The sequence below is a fragment of the Bacillus sp. FSL R5-0603 genome, from assembly GCF_038050295.1.
Lineage (GTDB): Bacteria > Bacillota > Bacilli > Bacillales > Bacillaceae > Bacillus > Bacillus subtilis.
Genome location: NZ_JBBOYP010000001.1, coordinates 3,532,594 through 3,557,311 on the forward strand (window position 1 = coordinate 3,532,594; position 24,718 = coordinate 3,557,311).

24 protein-coding genes are annotated in these 24,718 nt (G+C 42.6%); 12 read left to right on the forward strand and 12 right to left on the reverse strand.

Annotation, left to right across the window (positions count from 1 at the left end):
- Positions 1–37 precede the first annotated feature (37 nt).
- A complete protein-coding gene (locus NYE56_RS18170; RefSeq protein ID WP_268555894.1) occupies positions 38–1,411 on the reverse strand; it encodes a sugar porter family MFS transporter in 1,374 nt (457 codons plus the stop codon).
- Positions 1,412–1,743: 332 nt separating this feature from the next.
- Here NYE56_RS18170 and tagT point away from each other — a divergent pair, with 332 nt between their 5' ends.
- Positions 1,744–2,712, forward strand: coding sequence for a polyisoprenyl-teichoic acid--peptidoglycan teichoic acid transferase TagT (gene tagT / locus NYE56_RS18175; protein ID WP_014478157.1), 969 nt, complete (start codon positions 1,744–1,746; stop codon positions 2,710–2,712).
- Positions 2,713–2,867: 155 nt separating this feature from the next.
- Complete coding sequence (gene ywtE, locus NYE56_RS18180) at positions 2,868–3,728, forward strand: 5-amino-6-(5-phospho-D-ribitylamino)uracil phosphatase YwtE (RefSeq protein WP_341284213.1); 861 nt, start codon at positions 2,868–2,870, stop codon at positions 3,726–3,728.
- A gap of 33 nt (positions 3,729–3,761) precedes the next feature.
- On the opposite strand, the gene pgdS is transcribed toward ywtE, so the two are convergent.
- The 5 genes from pgdS to pgsB form a co-directional block, all read right to left on the reverse strand.
- A complete protein-coding gene (pgdS, locus tag NYE56_RS18185) occupies positions 3,762–5,003 on the reverse strand; it encodes a gamma-DL-glutamyl hydrolase (RefSeq protein WP_341284214.1) in 1,242 nt (413 codons plus the stop codon).
- A gap of 140 nt (positions 5,004–5,143) precedes the next feature.
- On the reverse strand, positions 5,144–5,311 hold the full coding sequence (edmS, locus tag NYE56_RS18190) for an extrachromosomal elements maintenance protein EdmS (RefSeq protein WP_003227896.1): 168 nt from the start codon (positions 5,309–5,311) through the stop codon (positions 5,144–5,146).
- A gap of 14 nt (positions 5,312–5,325) precedes the next feature.
- On the reverse strand, positions 5,326–6,468 hold the full coding sequence (pgsA, locus tag NYE56_RS18195; RefSeq protein WP_003243306.1) for a capsular polyglutamate synthetase PgsA: 1,143 nt from the start codon (positions 6,466–6,468) through the stop codon (positions 5,326–5,328).
- Positions 6,469–6,486: 18 nt separating this feature from the next.
- Positions 6,487–6,936, reverse strand: a complete 450-nt coding sequence (gene pgsC / locus NYE56_RS18200; RefSeq protein ID WP_003227889.1) for a poly-gamma-glutamate biosynthesis protein PgsC — start codon at positions 6,934–6,936, stop codon at positions 6,487–6,489.
- 14 nt (positions 6,937–6,950) lie between these two features.
- Positions 6,951–8,132 carry a poly-gamma-glutamate synthase PgsB gene (gene pgsB, locus NYE56_RS18205; RefSeq protein ID WP_003227883.1) on the reverse strand — a complete coding sequence of 394 codons (1,182 nt, stop codon included), beginning with the start codon at positions 8,130–8,132 and terminating at the stop codon, positions 6,951–6,953.
- 783 nt (positions 8,133–8,915) lie between these two features.
- On the opposite strand from pgsB, the gene NYE56_RS18210 reads away from it, so the two are divergent.
- The 8 genes from NYE56_RS18210 to NYE56_RS18245 all read left to right on the forward strand — a co-directional run bounded on the left by NYE56_RS18210 (position 8,916) and on the right by NYE56_RS18245 (position 15,638).
- On the forward strand, positions 8,916–9,896 hold the full coding sequence (locus NYE56_RS18210) for a LacI family DNA-binding transcriptional regulator (RefSeq protein WP_268555897.1): 981 nt from the start codon (positions 8,916–8,918) through the stop codon (positions 9,894–9,896).
- 1 nt (position 9,897) lies between these two features.
- Complete coding sequence (rbsK, locus tag NYE56_RS18215) at positions 9,898–10,779, forward strand: ribokinase (protein ID WP_038427959.1); 882 nt, start codon at positions 9,898–9,900, stop codon at positions 10,777–10,779.
- On the forward strand, positions 10,776–11,171 hold the full coding sequence (gene rbsD / locus NYE56_RS18220) for a D-ribose pyranase (protein ID WP_268555899.1): 396 nt from the start codon (positions 10,776–10,778) through the stop codon (positions 11,169–11,171). The genes rbsK and rbsD overlap by 4 nt, the downstream gene beginning before the upstream one ends.
- Positions 11,172–11,186: 15 nt before the next feature.
- Positions 11,187–12,668, forward strand: a complete 1,482-nt coding sequence (rbsA, locus tag NYE56_RS18225) for a ribose ABC transporter ATP-binding protein RbsA (protein WP_268555900.1) — start codon at positions 11,187–11,189, stop codon at positions 12,666–12,668.
- Position 12,669: 1 nt separating this feature from the next.
- On the forward strand, positions 12,670–13,638 hold the full coding sequence (rbsC, locus tag NYE56_RS18230) for a ribose ABC transporter permease RbsC (RefSeq protein WP_015483786.1): 969 nt from the start codon (positions 12,670–12,672) through the stop codon (positions 13,636–13,638).
- 12 nt (positions 13,639–13,650) lie between these two features.
- Entirely contained in the window at positions 13,651–14,568 is a 918-nt protein-coding gene (gene rbsB / locus NYE56_RS18235; RefSeq protein ID WP_341284215.1) for a ribose ABC transporter substrate-binding protein RbsB, read from the forward strand.
- Between the two features lie 81 nt (positions 14,569–14,649).
- A complete protein-coding gene (locus tag NYE56_RS18240; RefSeq protein ID WP_151870013.1) occupies positions 14,650–15,186 on the forward strand; it encodes an SH3 domain-containing protein in 537 nt (178 codons plus the stop codon).
- Between the two features lie 155 nt (positions 15,187–15,341).
- Complete coding sequence (locus NYE56_RS18245) at positions 15,342–15,638, forward strand: DUF3892 domain-containing protein (RefSeq protein WP_326208640.1); 297 nt, start codon at positions 15,342–15,344, stop codon at positions 15,636–15,638.
- Between the two features lie 39 nt (positions 15,639–15,677).
- On the opposite strand, the gene NYE56_RS18250 is transcribed toward NYE56_RS18245, so the two are convergent.
- From NYE56_RS18250 to alsS, 3 genes are all read right to left on the reverse strand, one after another.
- Positions 15,678–16,205, reverse strand: a complete 528-nt coding sequence (locus tag NYE56_RS18250) for an NAD(P)H-dependent oxidoreductase (protein WP_268548917.1) — start codon at positions 16,203–16,205, stop codon at positions 15,678–15,680.
- A gap of 99 nt (positions 16,206–16,304) precedes the next feature.
- Positions 16,305–17,072: an acetolactate decarboxylase gene (gene budA / locus NYE56_RS18255; protein ID WP_251188356.1), complete on the reverse strand. Its 768-nt coding sequence runs from the start codon at positions 17,070–17,072 to the stop codon at positions 16,305–16,307.
- A 60-nt stretch (positions 17,073–17,132) separates the two neighbouring features.
- Positions 17,133–18,845, reverse strand: a complete 1,713-nt coding sequence (alsS, locus tag NYE56_RS18260) for an acetolactate synthase AlsS (protein WP_014478171.1) — start codon at positions 18,843–18,845, stop codon at positions 17,133–17,135.
- Positions 18,846–19,002: 157 nt separating this feature from the next.
- Here alsS and alsR point away from each other — a divergent pair, with 157 nt between their 5' ends.
- Both alsR and NYE56_RS18270 read left to right on the forward strand, forming a co-directional pair.
- The gene (gene alsR / locus NYE56_RS18265) at positions 19,003–19,911 is read left to right on the forward strand and encodes an acetoin biosynthesis transcriptional regulator AlsR (RefSeq protein ID WP_003227859.1); all 909 of its coding nucleotides are present in this window, start codon (positions 19,003–19,005) and stop codon (positions 19,909–19,911) included.
- Between the two features lie 210 nt (positions 19,912–20,121).
- Positions 20,122–21,450 (forward strand): arsenic transporter, encoded by a 1,329-nt coding sequence (locus tag NYE56_RS18270; protein ID WP_024572690.1) that lies wholly within the window; start codon positions 20,122–20,124, stop codon positions 21,448–21,450.
- A 56-nt stretch (positions 21,451–21,506) separates the two neighbouring features.
- Here NYE56_RS18270 and NYE56_RS18275 read toward each other — a convergent pair whose 3' ends face one another.
- The 3 genes from NYE56_RS18275 to cotH all read right to left on the reverse strand — a co-directional run bounded on the left by NYE56_RS18275 (position 21,507) and on the right by cotH (position 24,627).
- Entirely contained in the window at positions 21,507–22,184 is a 678-nt protein-coding gene (locus NYE56_RS18275) for a DUF2642 domain-containing protein (RefSeq protein WP_133954653.1), read from the reverse strand.
- Between the two features lie 59 nt (positions 22,185–22,243).
- Positions 22,244–23,410: a spore coat protein CotH gene (locus tag NYE56_RS18280; protein WP_341284216.1), complete on the reverse strand. Its 1,167-nt coding sequence runs from the start codon at positions 23,408–23,410 to the stop codon at positions 22,244–22,246.
- A 128-nt stretch (positions 23,411–23,538) separates the two neighbouring features.
- A complete protein-coding gene (cotH, locus tag NYE56_RS18285) occupies positions 23,539–24,627 on the reverse strand; it encodes a spore coat protein CotH (protein ID WP_341284217.1) in 1,089 nt (362 codons plus the stop codon).
- Positions 24,628–24,718: the final 91 nt, after the last annotated feature.

Sequence of the window (24,718 nt, forward strand, 5' to 3'; positions counted from 1 at the left end):
ACTCTGAAAAAGGGTGCGCATGATTACGCACCCTTTTTTATGTTCCAACAGTCTGCTGTTTTCCAGCAGATCCTTCCTGTCCGTTTTTGTCACGTAAATCCTGCTCAATTTCTTCAAGGCTTTTTCCCTTTGTCTCTGTCACTTTAAAACGGACGAATAAGAAAGCCATGATACCGATTGTGGCATAAATCAGGAATAAATAACTGATTCCGATCGCTTCCATTAACATTGGATAGGTTAGTGAAACAATGAGTGTCCCAACGTGCAGCATTAAGGTTGAAACACCAGTCCCGATTCCTCTGACGTGAAGCGGGAACAATTCAGGAAGCATCACCCAGACAACCGGTCCCCAGCTGACCGCAAAGACAACAATAAACACACCTAAACAAATGACGGTCGTCCATGAGGCAGCCGGAGTGTCATCGAAAAAGAGATTTACTAAAGCGAGAACGAGCAAACTGATCACCATGCCCGCATTCCCGAATAGCAATAACGGCTTTCTTCCGATCTTGTCGATAATTTTAATCGCTACTAATGTCATGACAACATTGACTGTGCCGATTCCGACCGTGCCTAAAATCGAAGCGGAGTTTCCGAATCCGACGTTTGTAAAGGTCTTTGGCGCATAGTAGATGATCGTATTCGTTCCGATAAATTGCTGCAAAAATGCCAATCCCAAACCGGCAATCAGGGCTGGGCGCACCCATGGATCGAACAGCTCCTTCAGGCCGCCTTCATCCTGCTTCTCCGCTTCTTTTATATCATGTATTTCCTGGTCAATATCAGTTGTGCCACGCAACTTTTCAAGAATTTTCTTCGCTTTGTTTTCTTCGCCATTCGTGAACAGCCACCGCGGACTCTCCGGCATAAACAAAATGCCAATGAGCAGGAGCAGTGACGGCACAGCAGCCAATCCAAGCATCCAGCGCCACGCTTCGGCATCGGCAAATATGTAATTGACAATGTAAGAAAGAAGGATGCCGACCGTGATCATCAGCTGATTCAGTGATGACAGCGCCCCGCGTTTATGTTTTGGTGCCAGTTCAGATAAATAAAGCGGCACGATAGTCGTCGATGTTCCGACTGCAAGTCCCAAAATGATGCGAAACAGCACCATGACTCCCGTATTTGGGGCCAGTGCCACACCAAGACCGCCTATACAAAACAGCAGCGCGGCCGCCATAATTGCTTTTTTTCTTCCGAAACGGTCAGTCAGCTTGCCGGCCGCTCCTGAGCCCAATATCGCCCCAACCAGCAAGGAGCTGACAACAAGACCTTCTGTAAACGCGTTTAAGCCTAACTCCTTTTTCATAAATAAAATAGCTCCGGAAATCACTCCGGTATCATAGCCATATAACGCGCCTCCAAGAGCTCCGAAAAAATAAAGCCATATATTTGACTGCTTTTTCATAAAGATGACTCCCTTTCTCCATCAGCTGCAATGACATTGTCTGTGGGATTTTTTTAGAAATCTTTTAGCCTCTTTTTCCGGCCATTAAACCTTTTTATTTTGCTGATCATAAGTTTTCCAATCATTTACTTGTATTTTTTTCAATGTCGCCGAAACATTTTACCTGCTGCGGCGTCCAATATAAGGTGATTCAGCACATCATCGTTATCAATTTTCAAAAACAAGAACTTATAAATATAGGAATATTTATCGAAAAATGTCTTTCGAGGAGTTGCCCCATGGCAAATAGAATGGTACGCTTCAAATATTAAAGAAACGTGAGGTATTGATATATGGAAGAACGATCACAGCGCAGAAAGAAAAAAAGAAAACTAAAAAAATGGGTGAAAGTTGTTGCCGGATTAATGGCTTTTTTAGTCATTGCGGCAGGCTCTGTCGGCGCCTATGCTTTTGTAAAGCTGAACAATGCTTCTAAGGAAGCTCACGTCAGCCTTGCACGCGGAGAACAATCTGTAAAACGGATCAAAGAATTTGATCCTGGAAAAGATTCTTTTTCTGTATTGCTCTTAGGAATTGATGCCAGGGAGAAAAACGGCGAGACCGTCGATCAGGCAAGAAGTGACGCGAATGTGCTGGTTACATTTAATCGGAAAGAAAAAACAGCTAAAATGCTGAGCATTCCGCGTGACGCCTATGTAAACATCCCAGGCCACGGGTATGATAAATTCACACATGCTCACGCTTACGGCGGCGTTGACTTGACTGTGAAAACAGTTGAAGAAATGCTGGATATTCCCGTCGATTATGTCGTAGAAAGCAATTTCACGGCTTTTGAAGACGTCGTAAACGAGTTAAATGGCGTCAAAGTAACTGTAAAAAGCGATAAAGTCATTCAGCAAATCAAAAAAGATACAAAAGGTAAAGTCGTCCTTCAAAAAGGAACACATACGCTTGATGGGGAAGAAGCGCTCGCTTACGTAAGAACACGTAAAGCGGACAGTGACCTTTTACGCGGGCAAAGACAAATGGAAGTGCTGAGCGCCATTATAGATAAATCAAAATCATTGAGCTCAATTCCGGCTTATGATGATATTGTGGATACGATGGGGCAAAATTTAAAAATGAACTTATCTCTTAAAGATGCCATCGGCCTGTTCCCGTTCATCACTTCATTGAAATCAGTTGAGTCTATTCAGCTGACAGGTTATGATTATGAACCTGCCGGAGTTTATTATTTCAAATTGAATCAGCAAAAGCTGCAGGAAGTTAAAGAAGAGCTGCAAAACGATTTAGGTGTATAATGAACGGGATGGCGATTACGCCATCCCGTTTTACATATTTCCTTGTTGAAAATTATCAAAGTAACGATTAGCCTTAATTTATATGGATTATGTTTCACAGGCAAGCTGAACATACTACACGAAGCAGCTTCATTTTTAAGGAGGTTCCCCTACATATGAAATGTATTGCGATTGATCTAGACGGAACATTACTGAATAAAGAAAGCGTCATTTCTGCGGAAAACAGAGAGGCGATCAAGCGGGCCGTTGATGCCGGCATCCTCGTCACCATTTGCACGGGAAGAGCGACATTTGATGTAAAAGCGCTGCTGGATGACTTGGATATCCCTATCATTGCAGCTAATGGCGGTACAATCCATGACACGGGTTACCGTTTGATCAGCCGGACATTAATGGATCAGGAAGCCGGTAAAGCGATTGCTGATTACTTACTTTCAAAAAACATTTATTTTGAGGTATATACAGATGACCATCTGCTTTCTCCTTTTGACGGCGAAGCTAAGCTGCACGCGGAGCTTGACATTCTAAAGAGCGCAAACCCAAACGAGCAGACGGATGAATTGTGGCAGGGAGCCATGACTCAATTCAAACAGTTTGGCATTAAACCAATCCCTCATATCGAATCGGTTTTTGACGGCGGTGAAAACATTTATAAGCTTCTTTGCTTCTCTTTTGATATGGACAAGCTGAAACAAGCGAAGGAAGAACTGAAGCATCATAAAAAACTGGCGCAAACTTCTTCCGGAAAACATATTATCGAAATTCTGCCGGCCTCGTCAGGAAAAGGACGCGCGTTAACAAAGCTGGCTGACATATACGAAATTGAAACACAGGATATCTATGCGATCGGCGATAGTCCAAACGATTTATCCATGTTTGAAGTCGCCGGACACCGTATCGCCATGGAAAATGCGATTGATGAATTAAAAGAAAAAAGCACCTTTGTCACAAAAAGCAATGACGAAAATGGTGTGGCCTACTTTATAGACCAGCTTCTTTCAGGACAATATGCATAAAGAAAAGACTCCAGAGATTGGAGTCTTTTTCTTTTATTGCACCCGTATACTTCCTGCGTATTTATCCTTCCAATATGTGCTCGTGTTCATATTGGTGATGGTCACGCCGTTTGATAATGTGACATGAACAACTTGTCCGTTTCCGATATAGATGGAGGGATTTAAGCTTGTTGATTGAAAGAACACAATGTCTCCCGGCTTCAGGTCCGCCTTCTCAATCTTAGTTCCGGCATTGTACTGGCTTGTTGCGTATCGAGGCAGGGAAATACCGGCTGCTTTCTGGTAGACATATTGGACAAATCCAGCTGTATCAAATCCTGTCTCAGGTGTTACTCCGCCCTGTTTGTAAGGCACTTCTCCGACATAAAGCGTCGCTTCGGAAACAATCGGATTTTCTTTCGGGATTGTCAGGTTGTCAAATCGGCGAATACCCGTCATCTTCGATTTCCAGTAATCCTCTGACAAATAGGAAATGGTTACTTTTTCTGACCGGCTTGCCTGAATGAACCTGCCTGCGCCTGCATAAATGCCTGCATGTGAAATTCCCGTTTTATACGTATTGCTGAAATAGACGACATCACCAGGCTTTATGTTCTGAGGGGCTACCTTTTCGCCCACTGCCCACTGCTGTTCGGCTGATCGCGGCAGATAAATGCCGAGTGCCTGTTGAAACACATATTGCACAAGCCCCGAACAATCAAAGCCCTCTGACGGCGTGCTTCCGCCAAACACATATGGGACACCGATATATTTTTCGGCCTCCTGAACGACAGGAACATCAGCCGTTGCCGGATCGGCAGCGATTCGTCTCGCTCCGATATAAGTTCCGCTCCAATAGCTGCTTTTTTTGTAATTGGTGATGATAACCCCTTTTGACTGTGTACTGTGAACCATTTGGCCGTCTCCGATATAAAGGGCGTCATGTGTCGGAACAGTTCCGGTGCTTCCCTCTTTCTTGAAAAACAAAATATCACCCGGCTTCAGGTTTTCCGGCTTTACAGCTGTTCCGGTTTTATACTGGTCGTTTACAGATCTCGGCAGATGAATATCAGCCTTACTGAACACATATTGTATCAATCCTGATGGATCGAAACCCTCTTTCGGCGTTTCCCCGCCATATTTATACTGATATCCAAGCAGGTTTTTTGCTTCGCTGACAATCAATTCTGATGATGTATCAGCTTCCGCAATCTCCGCTTTTGTCATAATTGGAACCAAAAAACAAATGATAACCGCCACAAGCAAAAACTTCTTCCAGTTTGCCAGTGTGTTCACTTTTATTATCTCCTCCTCTTTTTGCAGTTTTAACATCGGTATTTTTTTGAATATGTTAAGAGACTTTTTGATATTTTTACAGAATGAATATGCTGGGCAAATAAAAAGAGAGTGTCTCCTCAGACACTCTCTTTTTTGAATTATTTATTGGCGTTTACCGGTTCTTCCTGCTGTTGGATTTTATTCATTTCCATATCAATCTTCTGTTTTTCCTGATCTGTCAGCTGATCATTGAATTTAAAAGCTGACATAAACATGAACACGATGGCTACGGCAACAAACGGCCAGATGGCTTTGACAAATTTCATCTTTATCACTCCGTTTATTTAGATTTTAGTTTGTCACTATGATCAATATCAAACGTCAGTTTTCCGTCTTCTACTTTCCAAGCGAAATTAGAGTCTTTCGTCAGTTCGCGAATAATGGTTTTCTGTTTAAGGCTGTCTTTTTTCACAGGTGCAGGTGTCGCTTCATGGATGTCGATCGGTGTCACTTCAAAGCGGCCTGTTCCATTTTTCTTCAGGTGATACTGAACCAGTGCACTGTCTCTTGTTCTCGTCCAGCCCTGGTCAAAGACAAAGTTGCCGAGGCTGTAGAAAATGACGGTTCCGTTATATACTTCAATCGGTTCTAAGACGTGCGGATGATGGCCGACGATGATGTCAGCTCCCGCATCAGACATGGCTCTTGCAAGCTGGCGCTGGCGGTCGTTTGGATCATTGTCATACTCTTGGCCCCAGTGTGACTGCACAACAACAATGTCCGCATGTTTTTTCGCTTCTGAAATCATAGGGATGAAGATTTCAGGATCTGCGGGCAGCACGCCCGGCGTATTCTTTTTAGCCGCGAAACCTTTCCCGGACACATCGGTAAAGCCGAGCGTCGCAATCGTTACCCCGTTGACTTTCTGGTACGAAATTTTCTTTTTCGCATCACTTAAGCTGTATCCCGCTCCAACGATATCAAGGTTTTGCTTCGCAAATTCTCCAAGCGTATCTTTCATGCCCTGAACGCCGTAATCCATTGCGTGGTTGTTTGCGCTGTTGAGAACCGTGAAATTCATATCCTTCAACACTTTCACTGATTCCTTATTCGTCTGCAGATGAATCTCTTTATCTGCTTGTTTATAATTCTTTTGATAGGTTACCGGGTTTTCAAAGTTTCCTGCTACATAATCCGAGGCTCTAAAGATCGGTTCAACATATTGAAAAATACTGTCTGCCCCTTTTTGCTCCGTTACTTTTTCAACATAGCGTCCCATCATAATATCGCCTACAAATGAGGCTGAGAGTACGTCGTCAGAATACGTTTTGACCTTCGGCGTTTCCGCTTTTCCCGCCCACATGAAAGCGAACATAAGGACAAAAACGATCGGAATGGCAATAAATACGTGCTTATTGGTTTTCTTTTTTTGCTGTTTTGTCAGCTTTAGCAGCTTTTCATGAAAGCTCAGTTCTTTTTTCATCGTTTGACACACCTTACATTAAATTAAGTAGTAAACAAACATGATAGCAAAGGTCGCTCCGCTCAATAGCAGCGTGCTTCCGAACGTAATGGTTAAACCTTGTTTCTGAATGGTATTGGCAATTAAACCTGGCACGATGATGCCGATTCCTCGAAATTCTGCGATTTCAAATGGTACAATCGGGTATAGAAAATCAAACGCGATTTTTAGGACGATCCCTGTTATCAGCATGGCAGCGAACTTTCTGCGTCCGTACAAAATCATAAATTTGGATAAACCGTATTTCACGATAACATAAGTGAGCAAGCTCACTAGCAAAACAAGTAAAATAAAGACCGGCTGATTAAACACAAGTCCTAAATATCCCGGTACAACAAGTCCTGCCGGCACGATCCCTGTTTTTTCCGCAAAAATTAAACTGAGTAGTACACCTAAAATTAGTGCGATGTATAAATCTGATCCGAACATGTTTGCATTTCCCCCTAGCTTACGAGCTGCTTAACCTTGTATTCGTGGATTTTTTCAATTAAAGGCTCTGCGGCACCATGAATATTGCCGACGCCATATATGACACGGTTGTGCATTCTTTTCTTTAACAATTCCATAATTTCATCTGTTGACTTATACTCGAGATCATGCAGTTTGTCTGCAGGAATTTTGCCTTCTTCGTAGGCTTTTACGATCGGTTCTGTTGTTTCACCGATTAAGATCAGTTCACTTGCTTCAATATAAGGCAATACGTCATTTGCGAATTGCTGTGTCCGATCGACACGGTCTGCGCGGCAGTTCATGATGATGATCGGATCATCGGTCGGGTAACCGATTTCTTTTACACGTTTCCATATATTCAAAGTAGAAGAAGCGTCGTTTGCGGCAAACCCATTAACAAAGTGCCCAGGCTCGCTCGGACTGATCAGCGGAAGAATTCTCATTGCTCCCGGATCTGGCGGCGCATTCAGCATTCCCTTAAATGCTGTTTCTTCGTCAATGCCGAGTGCTTGAGCCACACCCAGCGCCAGAGAAGCGTTATCGGGGAATACCATGTATTCAAATTTACGTAAATACTCATCTGTAATTTTTGAGTTATCAGCAATGATGACTTTTGTGTTTCGTTCTTTTGCTTTTTGTTTAAAGAACTCGGTATATTCACTATCTGTAATGACAAGATGGCCATTATAAGGAATTGTAGCGGTAAACGCTTCTGCAATTTCATCAAGCGTCGGCCCCATGACATCCATATGGTCTTCTAAAACATTCACAATGACGCCGATATTGGCCTGCAGAAGTTCTTCCTGAAAGATGATTTGATAATCTGGGTTAACAGCCATGCATTCACTGACAATCGCGTTAGCCCCTCTTTCTACTGTTTCTCTCATGACTTCTTTTTGCTCTCCGATATTCGGCCCCTGAGGTTTCCGTTTAATCGGCTTTTCCTCCGGTGTGTCCCAGTAAATCATTCTTGCATCTGTTCCTGTTGTTTTTCCAACAGTCTTGTAACCGGCTTCTATTAATATTCCGGTTGTCAGCCTTGTCACAGTCGATTTTCCGCGGATGCCGTTAATATTCACCCGAACAGGGAGGGCATCAATGTTTTTCTGATGTCGTCGTTTTTCTAATATTCCGATGACCAGTATGACAGCACAGGCTATAATGAGTAACCACATTGCTTTTCGACATCTCCTTCTATATTGTTGTAAATTCATTCATCAGTATATAGAATCACTATGAATTCTCAATCGGCATTATGTAACATAATCTTCCCTAATCGACTAAGCCAAACTTCTCTTTTGAAAGAGATTTTATACCTACAAACTGTTTTCTATTTTTGGAAAACAGCAGGACTTATACCTTATCACTTTTTTAAAAAATCGAAGAGAATGCGCTTTCATTTTTCTCCTGATATCCTTCTGGACGTATAGTCACATCCTGCTGTTTGTATTTAATATGCATTTCAAATCAATCTTTTTTTCAGCCTGTGTTATCAAGCATCTCCTGCTATCATGCGTGTTTCCGGTTCTTATGAACACAAAATAGTTTTATCCTGTTTCTTAAGGACAAGGTCATAATGTCATCCTTTCTGCATGGAATAAGCAATATTAGGCCCATTCCAAAATGACTAAGGAGGTTCGAGATGAAAACGCTAAACATACGAGTCCGAATTCTCTAACATAATTAAACATTTTCTGGGATGATAGTCTTTTCTGTTTCTCACCATTTACAGGTCTAAACGCATGACTTTGAAACAATTTTAATAAAACTTAATATTTGTTCATGAAATCTTCATCCATATTTGTGAAAACTTTGTCAAAAAAAGAGTGAAAACCTTAAATTTTTCAATTATATATACAATTTACAAGTAGATTTCTTTTGATATTTTTATTGCCAACTTCGGATTGTTCATGATAATCTATCTATGTAAACGGTTACATAAACAAGGAGGAGCTGTTTTGGCTACAATTAAAGATGTCGCCGGAGCGGCGGGCGTTTCAGTTGCGACGGTTTCCCGCGTCCTGAATGATAACGGCTATGTACACGAAGAAACGCGAACGCGTGTCATAGCGGCGATGGCGAAGCTGAACTATTACCCGAACGAAGTCGCCAGATCTCTATATAAAAGAGAATCCCGACTGATCGGACTTTTGCTCCCGGATATCACAAACCCTTTCTTCCCCCAGCTTGCCCGCGGTGCGGAGGATGAATTGAACCGGGAAGGCTATCGCCTTATTTTCGGCAACAGTGACGAGGAATTAAAAAAAGAACTTGAATACCTTCAAACCTTTAAGCAAAATCATGTCGCAGGCATTATTGCCGCAACAAATTACCCGGATCTCGAGGAATACAGCGGCATGAATTATCCAGTCGTTTTTCTGGACAGAACACTTGAAGGGGCTCCTTCTGTGTCTAGTGACGGCTATACAGGAGGAAAGTTAGCCGCCAAGGCTATCATTCACGGAAAAAGCCAGCGCATTACGCTCTTGAGAGGGCCCGCTCACCTGCCGACCGCTCAAGACCGATTTAACGGCGCTTTGGAAATCTTAAAGCAGGCTGAAGTTGATTTTCAGGTCATTGAGACGGCTTCATTTTCAATTAAAGATGCACAATCGATGGCGAAGGAGCTGTTTGCCGCTTATCCAGCGACAGATGGTGTGATCGCGAGTAATGATATTCAAGCCGCTGCCGTTTTACATGAAGCATTGCGGCGCGGAAAAAACGTGCCGGAGGACATTCAAATTATCGGCTATGATGACATTCCGCAAAGCGGACTTCTGTTCCCGCCACTTTCTACAATTAAACAGCCCGCATATGATATGGGGAGAGAAGCTGCCAAACTGCTTTTGGGTATCATCAAAAAACAGCCGCTGGCAGAAACGGCAATTCAAATGCCTGTCACCTATATAGGAAGAAAGACGACAAGAAAGGAAGATTAAGATGCGTAATATTTGTGTGATTGGTAGCTGTTCTATGGATTTAGTGGTCACCTCTGACAAACGCCCAAAAGCCGGTGAAACGGTTCTTGGCACGTCATTTCAGACTGTGCCGGGCGGCAAAGGAGCAAATCAGGCCGTTGCCGCAGCCAGACTTGGGGCTCAAGTGTTTATGGTCGGCAAGGTTGGAGACGATCATTATGGAACAGCTATTTTGAATAATCTCAAAGCTAACGGCGTTCGCACTGACTATATGGAACCGGTTACACATACGGAAAGCGGAACCGCCCATATTGTGCTTGCTGAAGGTGACAACAGCATTGTCGTTGTCAAAGGCGCGAACGATGACATCACCCCAGCGTATGCGTTAAACGCGCTCGAACAGATTGAAAAGGTCGATATGGTTCTGATTCAGCAGGAAATCCCAGAAGAAACGGTTGATGAGGTGTGCAAATACTGCCATTCTCACGATATCCCGATCATGCTAAACCCGGCACCGGCCCGCCCGCTCAAGCAGGAAACAATTGATCACGCCACCTATCTGACGCCGAATGAACACGAGGCTTCGATTTTATTCCCTGAGCTTACCATTTCTGAAGCTCTGGCGCTTTATCCGGCAAAGCTCTTTATTACGGAAGGAAAACAAGGCGTCCGCTATTCGGCTGGCAGCAAAGAAGTGCTCATCCCGTCCTTTCCTGTTGAGCCCGTTGATACAACCGGAGCCGGTGATACGTTTAACGCAGCCTTTGCCGTGGCCCTGGCTGAGGGAAAAGACATTGAAGCCGCATTGCGGTTTGCCAACCGTGCCGCTTCCCTTTCTGTCTGTTCCTTCGGTGCCCAAGGCGGAATGCCGACAAGAAATGAAGTAGAGGAGCTGCTGTCATGAAAAAACACGGTATACTGAACAGCCATCTTGCCAAGCTTCTAGCTGACCTTGGCCACACTGATAAAATTGTCATCGCGGATGCCGGACTGCCGGTTCCTGACGGCGTTTTGAAAATTGATCTTTCACTGAAGCCGGGCCTTCCGGCTTTCCAAGATACAGCGGCAGTACTGGCTGAGGAAATGGCGGTCGAAAAAGTCATTGCTGCAGCTGAAATAAAAGCATCCAATCAGGAGAATGCGAAATTTCTAGAAAATCTTTTCTCTGAACAAGAGATTGAATACCTTTCACACGAGGAGTTTAAGTTGCTGACAAAAGAAGCAAAGGCAGTCATAAGAACAGGAGAATTCACACCATATGCCAACTGCATCCTGCAGGCGGGTGTGCTTTTCTAGAAAGGAGGATGAAACATGCAGATTGAAATGAAAAACATTCATAAAGCATTCGGAAAAAACCAGGTGCTGTCAGGCGTTTCCTTTCAGCTCATGCCTGGCGAGGTTCACGCATTAATGGGAGAAAACGGCGCCGGCAAGTCCACGCTTATGAACATTTTGACAGGCCTGCACAAAGCAGATAAAGGTCAAATCAGCATAAACGGAAACGAAACGTATTTTTCCAATCCGAAAGAAGCGGAACAGCATGGAATAGCCTTTATCCATCAGGAATTGAATATCTGGCCGGAAATGACCGTTCTTGAGAATCTATTTATCGGTAAAGAGATATCCTCCAAGCTGGGCGTCTTACAAACAAGAAAAATGAAAGCGCTAGCAAAAGAGCAATTTGACAAACTCTCCGTCTCTCTTTCTCTTGATCAAGAAGCCGGCGAATGTTCCGTCGGACAGCAGCAAATGATCGAAATCGCAAAAGCGCTTATGACAAATGCCGAGGTAATCATTATGGATGAACCGACCGCAGCGTTGACTGAACGTGAAATCAGCAAGCTCTTTGAGGTTATTACAGCGTTAAAAAAGAACGGCGTCTCAATTGTCTATATTTCGCATCGCATGGAAGAAATTTTTGCGATTTGCGACAGAATTACCATCATGCGTGACGGAAAAACGGTAGATACAACAAACATCTCAGAAACTGATTTTGATGAAGTCGTCAAAAAAATGGTTGGACGGGAGCTGACTGAACGATATCCAAAACGCACTCCTTCTCTCGGTGACAAAGTATTCGAGGTGAAAAATGCCTCCGTAAAAGGGAGTTTTGAGGATGTCAGCTTCTATGTGCGTTCCGGTGAGATCGTCGGTGTTTCAGGATTAATGGGAGCCGGCCGGACAGAAATGATGAGAGCGCTGTTCGGCGTTGACAGGCTGGACACGGGTGAGATATGGATCGCTGGGAAAAAAACGGCTATTAAGAACCCGCAGGAAGCCGTGAAAAAAGGTCTCGGCTTTATTACAGAGAATCGCAAGGATGAAGGGCTCCTGCTCGACACCTCGATCCGCGAAAATATTGCCCTGCCCAATCTGTCCAGCTTCTCACCAAAGGGTTTCATTGATCATAAGCGGGAGGCTGAATTTGTCGATCTGTTAATCAAACGCCTCACTATCAAAACAGCATCACCGGAAACGCACGCACGCCATTTATCAGGAGGAAACCAGCAAAAAGTGGTGATAGCCAAGTGGATCGGCATCGGACCGAAAGTGCTTATCTTGGATGAGCCAACGAGAGGTGTGGATGTTGGTGCCAAACGAGAGATTTATACGCTGATGAATGAGCTGACCGAACGCGGCGTCGCTATCATCATGGTGTCATCAGAGCTGCCTGAAATTCTGGGAATGAGCGATCGGATTATCGTTGTCCATGAAGGCAGAATCAGCGGAGAAATCCATGCGCGAGAAGCAACACAAGAACGAATTATGACACTTGCCACGGGAGGGCGGTAATATGAAAACGGAACAACTGCAAACAGAACAAAAACGGATTCACTTCGACGGAGTCATGCAAAAACTCGGCCCGTTTCTTGGTTTATTTATTCTCGTTATCATTGTATCTATTTTAAATCCCAGCTTTCTTGAACCGCTGAATATTTTAAACCTGCTTCGCCAGGTCGCCATTAACGGATTAATCGCGTTCGGGATGACCTTTGTCATTTTGACAGGCGGCATTGATCTTTCTGTCGGCGCTATTCTTGCCCTGTCCAGCGCTTTAGTTGCGGGGATGATTGTGTCCGGTGTCGATCCGGTTCTCGCGATCATCCTTGGCTGTATCATTGGTGCCGTACTAGGCATGATCAACGGATTATTGATTACTAAAGGAAAAATGGCGCCCTTTATCGCCACGCTTGCGACCATGACTGTGTTTCGCGGACTGACGCTAGTGTATACAGATGGAAATCCGATTACCGGACTTGGCACAAACTTCGCTTTTCAGATGTTCGGACGCGGTTACTTTTTAGGCATTCCTGTACCGGCAATTACGATGGTTCTTGCCTTTGTCATCCTTTGGGTGCTTCTTCATAAAACACCATTCGGACGCCGAACGTACGCTATCGGCGGCAACGAAAAAGCCGCGCTCATTTCAGGCATCAAAGTGACGCGCGTGAAAGTGATGATCTATTCTTTAGCCGGGCTTTTATCCGCTCTTGCAGGTGCCATATTGACTTCCCGCCTGCATTCGGCCCAGCCGACTGCGGGAGAATCGTACGAACTTGATGCTATCGCGGCAGTCGTCTTAGGAGGAACAAGTCTTTCCGGCGGCCGCGGACGCATTGTCGGCACGTTAATCGGGGTGCTGATCATCGGCACACTTAATAACGGACTTAATCTGCTTGGCGTCTCATCATTTTATCAGCTGGTTGTCAAAGGGATTGTTATCTTAATTGCGGTATTGTTAGACCGCAAGAAGTCAGCTTAGGAGGGTTTTCACATGAAAAAGGCTGTATCCGTCATTTTAACGTTATCATTATTTTTGTTAACCGCCTGTTCGCTTGAGCCTCCCCAATGGGCAAAGCCGTCAAACTCGGGGAACAAAAAGGAATTCACCATTGGCTTGTCCGTCTCAACGCTTAATAATCCTTTTTTTGTCTCATTAAAAAAGGGTATCGAAAAAGAAGCTAAAAAACGGGGAATGAAAGTCATCATTGTTGATGCACAAAATGATTCATCGAAACAGACGAGTGACGTGGAAGATTTAATTCAGCAAGGTGTTGATGCATTATTAATCAACCCGACTGATTCTTCGGCGATCTCAACCGCAGTAGAATCTGCAAACGCAGTCGGTGTGCCCGTCGTAACAATCGATCGATCTGCCGAACAAGGAAAAGTTGAAACCCTCGTTGCTTCAGATAATGTAAAAGGCGGTGAAATGGCCGCGGCATTTATTGCCGACAAACTTGGAAAAGGAGTAAAGGTGGCAGAGCTTGAAGGCGTCCCCGGCGCATCTGCCACACGGGAACGCGGCTCAGGATTCCATAACATCGCAGACCAAAAGCTCCAAGTTGTCACAAAACAATCAGCTGACTTTGACCGCACGAAAGGCCTGACTGTCATGGAAAACCTGCTGCAGGGACATCCTGATATCCAAGCTGTTTTTGCTCACAACGATGAAATGGCGCTCGGTGCTCTCGAGGCAATTAACAGCTCGGGGAAAGACATATTGGTGATTGGTTTTGACGGCAATAAAGATGCGCTCGCTTCCATTAAAGACGGAAAGCTGTCAGCCACCGTAGCTCAGCAGCCTGAATTAATCGGTAAATTGGCTACAGAAGCAGCAGATGATATTTTGCACGGAAAAAAAGTGCAAAAAACAATATCCGCGCCTCTCAAACTAGAAACACAAAAATAATTGTCTGATGTTTAGGAACCTGCGATAACGTGAATAGAGATATAGAATGAATTATTTCTCTTACGTGAGGAGAGGAACGGCATGAACAAACCAACAAAAATATTTTCAACATTAGCACTTGCGGCTGGAATGACTGCGGCGGCTGCTGGCGGCGCTGGAACGATCCATGCTCAACAGCCAGAAACAACGGTAAGCATTGATGATTTATACAGTTATCCGATTGATTCTTATTTGGTATCAGCAGAGGCTCTAAATGTCAGAACGAAGCCTTCCGCATCAAGCCAGAAAGCCGATACACTGCACTTAGGAGATAGCCTAAAGCTGATTTCCTTCTCAAATGCTGACTGGGCAAAGGTTCAGTATAAAAACGGAAAAATAGGATTTGTATCCACTCATTACATTGTAAAAGCAGCGACAACGGTAAAAACCAAAACAAAAACGAAAGTATATACATCCGCTGACGGAAAGAGCATTAAGACTCTTCCAGCAGACACAAGCGTTTCTTTTTTAGGCTGGAGTAAAACGAATAAAGGCGGTTTTGATTTTGATTGGGTATTCGTTGATTACGGTGGTGCGACAGGTTATATGAAAACAAAGGATTTACACATGACAAAATAACTGTGAGGGATTCCGCATTTATGCGGAATCCCTTTTATTATAAATTGATTTGTCACATTCCCAAGATATTTCTCAGGAAATATTGTCGTATGCTGTGTAGAAACCTTACATGATCATCGACATTTTTGTTCACGCTAAAAAGCGGAGGTGTAAATATGGATCAATTTGAAGCAGCATATAAATCGTATAAAGCCCGGCAAACAACTGTCGACCAGGAAAATGTTCCATCTGGAAAAGAAGAAATTATTGCGGTTAGAAGAAATGAGGAAGACAATATTATCGCAGTGAAAACCAATACAGGAAGAGAGCTCGACTACCCTACCGCGCTGTCAGAAGCAAAATCAGGAAAACTCGCTCATGTTGATGTCTTCCATAAATACGGGCGTGACATTTTGCGAAGTGAACCGGACGGCATTAAGGAAAATAACCTTTCTGAGCTGCCGGATTTTTAAACAAATACAGCCCTGCCGTATGTTCGACAGGGCTTTCTTTTAAACAAAAGGCTGCTGGATGTATTCGGCTAACCGTTTTGCACTGTGAGAAATGTCCTCTGCAGCTGCATAATTCACGCCATAGAACACATATGGAGGCAGATACTTCATGCCAATCAGATTACTCGTGGCCTGAAATGGTTTCAATAGCTCACTGATCGAGTAATGATTTGCTCCGCCCGCTTGATATTTTTCCGCTTCGCTCCCTGTTGATACAGCCAGCATCAGCTCCTTGCCATGCAAGGCATTTCCTTCTGAACCAAAAGCCCAGCCGTAAGTCAGCACAAGATCCTGCCATTTTTTCAAGAGCGGCGGAGAACTGTACCAATAAAGCGGAAATTGGAAGACAATCCGATCGTATTGCTCGCACAGCTGCTGTTCTTTCGCAACATCTATCGCTTCATCTGGGTATTCCTTATAAAGATCCCGTACTGTGATATTGTCATGTTTACTCAATTCCTCAGCCCACGCCTTATTGACAACTGAGGTCTCCATATGAGGATGAACTGCCAAAACCAATATTTTCATCAGACCACACCTTTACTGTTTTGATGTTATTTTATCTAAAATCAGGAAAAGAGCCAAATAAAAAGAAAGCCCTGCTAAAAGGGGCTTTCTTTTTTTCTTTTATTCAGGGCTTCCTTCAGTTGTTTCGATATCTTTCGCAAAATCAGGGTTATCCAGATTCGCATTAAAGAAATCCGCTGTGTTCGGAAGTCTGAGATTCATGTTCATTTTTTGAGAAATCGTAACCGTGCAATCCTCAAGCACATAGTCAAAAACGTGTCCGCCTGAATTGCGTCCTTCGTCAATGAAGTGCAGGTGATAGCCAGAAACGGCGATTCCGTTTGCATAAGCTGGTGTCAAGAAACCTACGATCGTTCCTCTCACGTTGTCGAAGTTGAAAATCGGCTGTGTTTTGACCGCTTCAACCATTGGCACGTAAGGTTTTTCTTGAAGTTCTACCGTTCTTGTCTGCACCTTTTTAAACAATCCGTCAATACGAATTGCATAAAATAAGTTTCTGCTTGGCAGCATGCTGTTGATCTCTTTTTCAAAGTCTTCGCGTGTCATTTTCGCATCAATTTTGTGCGTCATGTCCGGTGTAAAGAACGTAAATGAACAGAACGGAGAACGATCCCCGGTTTGGACTGGTGTCGCAGTTCCGTCTGAACGGAGACGGTAAAATTCGCCGTCAAACCCAATCAGCTCTCCGTCAAGCTTGTTAAAGGTTCCGATACCGAAGTCTCCATATTTCGGAATCTCTGACAGTTCAAAATCCCCGTCATATACTCCGTCTAATAGAGAAGTCATTGTTGATACTTGATAAATCTGGCTCACAGGCTGATCTTTTTGACCGCGGCTGAGCACTTGAATGTTGCTTTCTCGTTTCATATTCCCTTCACTCCTTTTATTTAGTGCTGTTCATAAAACAGTGTCGTGATGCGCAGAGTGCTAGAGAGCTTTCGTTTTCATGAGTTCTCCGAATTCTTTCGGAAGCTTGTCACTTGCTAAATTAATGTTATCACTGTAGTCAACCGGGACATCAATGATGACAGGACCTTCAGCGTTCATGCCTTGACGCAGAACATCTGCCAGCTGGTCTGGTGATTCTACGCGCAAGCCAGTTGCTCCGAAGCTTTCCGCATATTTCACGATATCGATATTTCCGAAATCGACCGCAGATGTACGGTTATATTTTTTCAATTGCTGGAATGCAACCATGTCATATGTGCTGTCGTTCCATACAATGTGTACAATTGGTGCTTTTAGTCGTACCGCTGTCTCTAATTCCATTGCTGAGAATAAGAAACCGCCGTCACCAGAGACAGAAACCACTTTTTCTCCCGGTTTCACCAATGAAGCGCCGATTGCCCAAGGAAGCGCAACGCCGAGTGTTTGCATACCGTTACTGATCATTAATGTTAACGGCTCGTAGCTGCGGAAATAACGTGACATCCAAATGGCGTGCGAACCGATATCGCAAGTTACTGTAACATGATCATCGACTGCATTACGCAACTCTTTAACGATTTCAAGAGGGTGCGCTCTGTCTGATTTCCAATCGGCAGGCACCTGCTCACCTTCATGCATATATTGTTTTAAATCAGAAAGGATTTTCTGCTCACGCTCTGCAAATTCTACTTTCACAGCATCGTGTTCGATATGATTGATCGTGGACGGAATATCACCGATCAATTCAAGATCAGGCTGGTAAGCATGATCAATGTCAGCGATAATCTCGTCTAAATGGATAATTGTCCGGTCTCCATTGACATTCCAGAATTTCGGATCATATTCAATTGGGTCATAGCCGATCGTCAGAACAACATCTGCCTGCTCTAGCAGTAAATCGCCAGGCTGGTTGCGGAACAAACCGATACGGCCAAAATACTGATCCTCTAAATCTCTAGAAAGGGTACCGGCAGCTTGATATGTTTCAACAAATGGAAGCTGAACCTTTTTCAAAAGCTTGCGAACCGCTTTAATTGCTTCCGGTCTTCCGCCTTTCATGCCGACCAAAACGACAGGAAGTTTTGCTGTTTGGATTTTTGCTATGGCCGCACTGATTGCATCATCTGCTGCAGGACCGAGTTTTGGTGCTGCAACAGCACGCACGTTTTTCGTATTTGTGACTTCATTCACAACATCTTGCGGAAAGCTCACAAAAGCGGCCCCAGCCTGCCCTGCTGACGCTATCCTAAACGCATTTGTAACAGCTTCCGGTATATTTTTTACATCTTGAACTTCTACACTGTATTTTGTAATCGGCTGGAATAGCGCCGCATTATCCAAAGATTGATGTGTCCGTTTTAAACGATCTGCACGGATCACGTTTCCAGCAAGCGCAACGACAGGGTCTCCTTCAGTGTTCGCTGTCAACAGGCCTGTTGCCAAGTTAGAGGCACCCGGTCCTGATGTGACTAACACGACTCCCGGTTTTCCAGTTAAACGGCCGACTGCTTGGGCCATGAATGCTGCGTTTTGTTCGTGCCGAGCAACGATAATTTCAGGTCCTTTATCTTGTAAAGCGTCAAATACCGCATCAATTTTTGCACCTGGAATGCCAAATACATGTGTGACACCTTGCTCCACCAAGCAATCAACAACAAGCTCCGCCCCTCTGTTTTTCACAAGGGATTTTTGTTCTTTTGTTGCTTTTGTCAACACCCTCACTCCTTATTATGCATTTTAAACGTAAAATTTTAAATATCTTGTGATAAGTTTCACTATACACTCTTTGGAAATTGACCTCCAATATCGATTCGCCTTATGATTAATATGTAATACGAATTATTAACCTATGGAAAGGAATGCATATTGAATGGAGCTTCGCCATCTTCAATACTTTATCGCAGTAGCCGAAGAGCTTCATTTCGGAAAGGCTGCCCGGCGGCTGAACATGACGCAGCCTCCTCTCAGCCAGCAGATCAAACAGCTGGAGGAAGAAGTCGGAGTTACGCTGCTGAAAAGGACAAAACGATTTGTCGAGCTTACCGCAGCAGGAGAAATCTTTTTAAATCATTGCCGCATGGCATTGATGCAAATCGGACAAGGAATTGAACTGGCACAGCGGACGGCCCGCGGCGAGCAAGGCCTTCTCGTAATCGGTTTTGTCGGATCAGCTACATATGAATTTCTGCCGCCGATTGTCCGGGAATATCGTAAAAAATTCCCATCTGTGAAAATAGAACTGCGTGAAATATCCTCGTCTAGGCAGCAGGAGGAGCTACTAAAGGGCAACATTGATATTGGTATACTTCATCCTCCCTTACAGCATACAGCTTTACATATCGAAACCGCCCAAAGCAGCCCTTGTGTTTTAGCTTTGCCTAAGCAACACCCATTGACTTCTAAGGAATCAATTACGATTGAGGATTTAAGAGATGAACCAATTATTACTGTTGCTAAAGAAGCATGGCCTACTCTATACATGGATTTTATTCAGTTCTGTGAACAAGCGGGCTTCAGACCCAACATTGTCCAGGAAGCCACAGAATATCAAATGGTGATTGGTTTAGTCAGTGCCGGAATTGGTATGACATTTGTTCCTTCCTCAGCCAAAAAATTATTTAATTTGGATGTTACTTATCGAAAAATGGACCAAATACAGCTTAATGCCGAATGGGTTATCGCTTACCGCAAAGACAATCATAATCCGCTTATAAAGCATTTTATTCATATTTCAAATTGTCAGCAGACAAGAACTAAAGAGAGTGATGCAGGTACATGAACGATACTTGCAATCTCTTTTTTCTTTTGGGATTCTTATGGAAATTTTATTAATTTAATATAATCGCTTAGTACAACTTCATATCAGTATACGTATACATACAGTACAAATAGTTGGCAAGGACATTAGTAAGCGCAGGACATTAGTTTGATTTTAAAAATGATAGATAGAGAGGTGAAGTAAATTATTGAGTTCACCGGCATATTCACATTGCTCGCTTTTTTCGTAACAATGATTTTTATTTTCTGGAGACCAAAAGGACTAAATGAAGCTATCCCCGCCACATTTGGCGCTTTAATGGTTTTATTGTGCGGAAGTGTGTCATTGGCAGACTTAGGGGAAATCGGAACAAAAGTCACGGGTGCATCGGTTACAATCCTTGCCACTATGATTATGGCCATTGCACTAGAAAGCTTTGGTTTCTTTTATTGGGTGGCTGCAAAACTGCTCCAACAATCCAAGGGTTCAGGCATCAAGCTTTTTTGGCTAACCAATTTGCTCTGCTTTCTCATGACCATTTTCCTTAATAATGATGGGAGCATTTTGATCACAACTCCAATCCTTTTGCTTGTACTAAAATATTTAGGTTTAAAAAAACATCAAAAAGCCCCATATTTATTAAGCGGTGTTTTAATAGCCACAGCCTCTAGCGCACCGATTGGCGTAAGTAATATTGTTAATTTAATTTCTCTCAAAATCATTGGAATGGATCTATATCTTCACACTGCCATGATGTTTGTCCCTAGTATGATGGGACTCATTTTTATGACTTGTCTACTGTTTATGTTCTTTTATAAACGTCTTCCCAAGAGCCTGCCAGATATACCGAGCCATTTTCAGTCTCTGCGGCATAGAAGGTACCATCCTCTTCATTCGCCATCAGCTCCTTTACCAGAACGAAATCAAACAAAAATCATGTTGTTTGTGCTTGCATTTGTTTTTCTCGTCAGAATGAGTCTATTTGCAGCATCATATACCGGTATTTCTGTTCCTCTTGTCGCTGTCATCGGATCTTTTATCCTGTTGAGCTGGAGATGGATTTATTTCAAAACTTCCCCAAGAGACTTGTTATATAAATCGCCTTGGCACATTTTTATATTCGCTTTTACTATGTATGTCTTAATTTATGGTCTGCATAATATTGGATTCACAGAGTTACTTGTGAATTATTTTGAACCTGTGGTTTCTGGAAGCCTCGCCCACGCAACTTTCGCATCAGGTATCTCTACTTCAGTTTTTTCTAATCTCTTTAACAACCATCCAGCGTTAATGATCAGTACTTTTACCTTAACTGAAATGACCCTGAATCCTTCAACAACAAAAATCATCTACTTGGCAAATATTATCGGCAGTGATATCGGTTCATTATTATTACCTATGGGAACATTAGCAACGCTTATTTGGATGCATATATTAAAACAGCATGATGAAAGTATTTCATGGGGCGAATATATAAAAACGACCATTATCATCATTCCGCTGACTGTTCTTTTTACGTTGACATGTTTATATTTTTGGATCAGTTGGTTATTTCTTTAGCACAGTATGTAACGAAAAACTGCCTTCTGCTATTCAAGAGGGCAGTTTTGTATACACTAGGGAAGATGCATTGTTTTTAGATGATTTAACTTCCAAATGATTGGCTCTCCACTTGCGTTAATAAGCTCAATGATATTATTAGAGACATCCTTTAATAGACCAACTTTTTCTGGCACCTCTCCCATATCAAATATGACCAATTCACCAATATTTTTTTTGATCTGCTCCTCAAAATTACGCACAAGAGGAACTTTAGAAGGCACGACCGGCAATTGTGAGTTGTCAAGAGTATACGGTGTTTGTTCAGTTGAATAAGGGGTAAACCATTTTAAATGATGCATAGATATAAAAAGTATTTTAAATACGGGTGAGAAAAATACAATATAATCGTTTAAAACATTTGTAACATATCCATGTATCGATCGACCCCCAGTTACATAAACTTCAATAAACTGGCCTTTGACCTTGTTTAATGTATTTCTATATGAAAAAGCTTGAGTTTCTGCCTCTATCATTGGATCTTCCGGATTGATCAAAAATGGCTTCTCAGTACTGGTCATTATTTTCGCCTTGTTCATTTGATGAAGATGCAACAAGGGAATATAAAGATAATTGCAGCCATCAAAAATAACAAAAATATCCTGTCCGATATCTATGAGGGTGCCGACAAACCTTGTATCTCCTGAAATGACAACCTCAACATCTGTGTTAAGGAATTGATTCAAACCTTTCACGATTCTCCTCCTTTAACTGAAAAAGGGCATCACTTAATCTGATGCTCCTCCATTATCTATTAAAATTTACGTTTCCAGTGATAGTCTATCGTTCTGACAATCGTTTCATAGCTATAATCTTCCTTTTGTTTTCCTGAACTTTTTAAGGAACTTGAATAACCTGGTGATCTTGGTGATCGTTTAGATGATTTTGATGAACTTCTTGAACCTGATGAGCTGTAAGACTTTGATGATTGATAATCTGAAGATTTTGATGATCGTTTAGATGATTTTGATGAACTCTTTGAACCTGATGAGGTGTAAGATTTTGATGATTGATCATCTGAAGATTTTGATGAACTCCTTGAACATGACGAACAATAAGATTTTGATGACTGATAATCTGAAGATTTTAGTGATCGTTTAGATGATTTTGATGAACTTGATGAGCTATATGGCTTTGAAGAAATTAACGAACTGCTGTACACTTCTTCTTCTTTTTGATCTGTATCATTGCTGTTTTCCTGATTTTGATGCTCTTTCTTTTCATCCTCTTTTTTGTACGACCCTTTTGGGCCTAAGCTGATGCTTTTTATGTGAAAAGGATAGATGCGAAGCACCTCTTGATTTTTCACTATTGTATAATGGCCGTCGGCATTATCTACAAGGATACCCTCAATGGCTTCCGGACCTCCACGATTAATTGAAACCCATTTATGAGTCAGACTCTTAAAAACCTCGCTTAAATAATCAGCTTCCAAGACACCTGATGGCGTATGCCCTTCTATTTTCAAATCGTGCTCATGTTTACTTATACTCTTTATGTGATGGATATTAAAATACACTACCCCATCCTCATTTGTGTTTAACGCAGCGTAATCATCTCCCAGCCAGACCAATCTTCCTTTTTTAGATTCCGGACCCCCTTGATTAAATTGAACTGATTGGTTCATCAATTGTCCGATTAAGCTATGAAAATCGTCAGCGTCGGGCATTTCCTCAGTCTCAATTGTTGTGTTGCTATTATTGGTATCCTCAGTAATACTTTTCACATGATCCAACTGATAATAAATTATTTTTTTTTCAGCTTGTAAAGCAATATAATCTGATTTTACAGCAGCTAATTTTCCTTTTTTAGATTCCGGACCTCCACGGTATACAGTAACAATTTTATCTTTCATTGAATGCAAAAAGTTATAATAAGATATTTCATCATTTGAATGATACTTCGTTCTCCTCTTGCTCATTCAAGTTCCTCCTAGTCACTTATACATAGATGATAAACATATTGCATATATACGTGTCACGTTTATTTGTTGAACTAATTCAATCGCCTAATTGTCGCTTTTTCAGCAGAATACCTATTTTCACACATTCATAAAATACTTAAATTATTTTTGAGGTATTGTGAACGGTTTTTAATATATTCACAAATCACATCCGGCTCACGGTCAAGACGCTCAACATCATTCTTTTTATATGGGTCCATCAAGATAAAAGGCCTAATCCGTTCATACATCGCCATTATTTTCGGTTCCATATATTCTATCGTAAAAAGCGATTGGAGCGTTTTTTCTAACAGCCGCTTGTAGGACTTGCGAAACTCGGATTCATCCAATATCCGGGCGGTTAGTGTATTAAATCCTTGAATTCTTACATAATCGGCAGCCATCCGCTCTCCATGGATATCCCTGCCCCAGGTCGCATCATAATCCCAAGGAATCACCTCAAATAATCCGGTTTCCCCGCTTCTGTATAATGCGTAGTTGTGGACAAACCCGTCATAGTTCGAGGTGAATACAATACCGGCAAGCCAGCGCAAATACTTATCGACATCCACGTGTTTTGTCACTTCTGACTTAAACTGAGCTTTAGGGACAGTATTAATTTTAAAAATCATATCCTGTAAATAAAAATCATCTTCCACAGTCCCTGTCTTCTTTTCATATCCAAGCTCCAGCGACGTCTTCGTTTCCTTTTCCAAATCGCTCATCAGAGAAAAATTAGCATCATCATCCACCGCGTAAAAAATCGCGCCATCAGCCAGCTTCCTTTTCGCCAAATAATATTCATCTACGGATTCAAGTTCAAGATAAACCCCTTCATTCTTCCCGTTCACCTTTACAAACACAAACTCTGCCTTTGGAGACAGTGTCCCTAGCTCCGAGAAAAAATCCAGAGACAATTTGTTTCTCATCAAGGAAGGGTCTTTATACTCCGCATTTAAGTGAATCTCTCGCGCGCCTCGGAATGTTTTCGGCTGATAAAAGGAAATATGGTATGACTTCTTTTTGAAGTCTCTGATATGTGATCCCCGATAAGCGATATCAATATCCAGCCTTTTTTGATTTACCTTCATCACAGCTGGCACCGGATCATCGTCCCATATATCCTTTTTTAATTCACGCAAATCTTTTGGATGAACAAACAGCTGATAAAGCGGTAAATTGGATTGATTCTTCATCCATAATCCTCCTTACAAATTTTAGGCTTTTATTTTTATAAGATCTCAGCGGAACACTTATACACTTTTTAAAACCGCGCGTACTATGAGG

Bases quoted from the DNA above. Each gene is read 5' to 3' on its own strand.
- NYE56_RS18170 (WP_268555894.1), bottom strand. From the start codon at position 1,411: ATGAAAAAGCAGTCAAATATATGGCTTTATTTTTTCGGAGCTCTTGGA.
- tagT (WP_014478157.1), top strand. From the start codon at position 1,744: ATGGAAGAACGATCACAGCGCAGAAAGAAAAAAAGAAAACTAAAAAAA.
- ywtE (WP_341284213.1), top strand. From the start codon at position 2,868: ATGAAATGTATTGCGATTGATCTAGACGGAACATTACTGAATAAAGAA.
- edmS (WP_003227896.1), bottom strand. From the start codon at position 5,311: ATGAAATTTGTCAAAGCCATCTGGCCGTTTGTTGCCGTAGCCATCGTG.
- pgsA (WP_003243306.1), bottom strand. From the start codon at position 6,468: ATGAAAAAAGAACTGAGCTTTCATGAAAAGCTGCTAAAGCTGACAAAA.
- pgsC (WP_003227889.1), bottom strand. From the start codon at position 6,936: ATGTTCGGATCAGATTTATACATCGCACTAATTTTAGGTGTACTACTC.
- pgsB (WP_003227883.1), bottom strand. From the start codon at position 8,132: ATGTGGTTACTCATTATAGCCTGTGCTGTCATACTGGTCATCGGAATA.
- rbsK (WP_038427959.1), top strand. From the start codon at position 9,898: ATGCGTAATATTTGTGTGATTGGTAGCTGTTCTATGGATTTAGTGGTC.
- rbsD (WP_268555899.1), top strand. From the start codon at position 10,776: ATGAAAAAACACGGTATACTGAACAGCCATCTTGCCAAGCTTCTAGCT.
- rbsA (WP_268555900.1), top strand. From the start codon at position 11,187: ATGCAGATTGAAATGAAAAACATTCATAAAGCATTCGGAAAAAACCAG.
- rbsC (WP_015483786.1), top strand. From the start codon at position 12,670: ATGAAAACGGAACAACTGCAAACAGAACAAAAACGGATTCACTTCGAC.
- rbsB (WP_341284215.1), top strand. From the start codon at position 13,651: ATGAAAAAGGCTGTATCCGTCATTTTAACGTTATCATTATTTTTGTTA.
- NYE56_RS18240 (WP_151870013.1), top strand. From the start codon at position 14,650: ATGAACAAACCAACAAAAATATTTTCAACATTAGCACTTGCGGCTGGA.
- NYE56_RS18245 (WP_326208640.1), top strand. From the start codon at position 15,342: ATGGATCAATTTGAAGCAGCATATAAATCGTATAAAGCCCGGCAAACA.
- NYE56_RS18250 (WP_268548917.1), bottom strand. From the start codon at position 16,205: ATGAAAATATTGGTTTTGGCAGTTCATCCTCATATGGAGACCTCAGTT.
- budA (WP_251188356.1), bottom strand. From the start codon at position 17,072: ATGAAACGAGAAAGCAACATTCAAGTGCTCAGCCGCGGTCAAAAAGAT.
- alsR (WP_003227859.1), top strand. From the start codon at position 19,003: ATGGAGCTTCGCCATCTTCAATACTTTATCGCAGTAGCCGAAGAGCTT.
- NYE56_RS18280 (WP_341284216.1), bottom strand. From the start codon at position 23,410: ATGAGCAAGAGGAGAACGAAGTATCATTCAAATGATGAAATATCTTAT.
- cotH (WP_341284217.1), bottom strand. From the start codon at position 24,627: ATGAAGAATCAATCCAATTTACCGCTTTATCAGCTGTTTGTTCATCCA.